Here is a 1,037-nt window from a genome sequence, read left to right as displayed (position 1 = left end):
CCTGGAGAAGTTCAATACTCCCTAAAGATATCGCGGTAGAGCGCAAATCAAAACTATTCTGCAACACTTCATGAGATACATCTTTGAGACGAAACTTCTCGATCAACGCAACCTTGAAACCACGCTCTGCCAGCCCAATAGCGAGCGGTATACCCACCATACCACCGCCAACAATCGCAATGTCGTAGTCAACTTGTTTGATCGTATTATCCATTTCAGAACGCTCAACCAACTCTTTCAAAATACACTGACCGGAAAGGATCTACCCTGCCATTAACGCTTCAATCTCGTCGATATCCTTTGGTACGCCAGAAGTCAGCACCTCGTTGCCCGNTTTAGTGACAACGACATCGTCTTCAATACGAACCCCAATACCGTGGTACTTTTTCGCTACGCCTTTGCTGCCCGGCGCGATATAGATGCCAGGTTCTACAGTCATCACCATGCCTGGCTCAAGCACTCGCCACTCACCACCAGTTTTATATTCACCAACATCATGCACATCCAACCCAAGCCAATGCCCTGTCCGGTGCATGTAGAACTGCTTATAAGTCTCGTTTTCAAGAATCTCTTCTCGCTTACCTTTCAAAATGCCCAACCGTAGCAAGCCATCAACGATAACGTTCACTGCCGCCTCATGCGGGTGATTCCAATGATTGTTGGGTTTCACCTGCTCGATTGCTGCGTACTGCGCATCTAGAACAATCTGATAGATCTCGGCCTGAGCCTCGCTGAACGCACCATTGACCGGGAACGTCCGCGTAATGTCAGAGGCATAAAGTTCTAGCTCACAACCGGCATCGATCAATACAAGATCTCCATCCTTCAACGCTTCGTTGTTTTCGATGTAATGCAATATGCAGCTATTGTCACCACCCCCAACAATCGAAGAATATGCCTGAAACCGAGCTCCCTTTTGCATACAACGATGAACAATCTCCGCCTCAAGGCTATATTCATAAAGCCCAGGCTTGCACGCTTTCATCGCCTGCACATGCGCTTGCGCGCTGATCTCACCTGCACGCTTCATGATTTTT

The 1,037-nt window shown here is 48.2% G+C and carries 2 protein-coding genes; both read right to left on the bottom strand.

The features are described 5' to 3' along the window. The coding region (locus A3750_RS17055; RefSeq protein WP_231871859.1) for an FAD-dependent oxidoreductase at positions 1-214 on the bottom strand (214 nt) is incomplete at its 3' end. Between the two features lie 48 nt (positions 215-262). Continuing rightward, the coding region (locus A3750_RS17050) for a M24 family metallopeptidase (RefSeq protein WP_156498677.1) at positions 263-1,037 on the bottom strand (775 nt) is incomplete at its 5' end.

Source organism: Oleiphilus sp. HI0079 (genome assembly GCF_001635105.1).
This window is presented reverse-complemented; position numbering and strand designations above follow the sequence as displayed.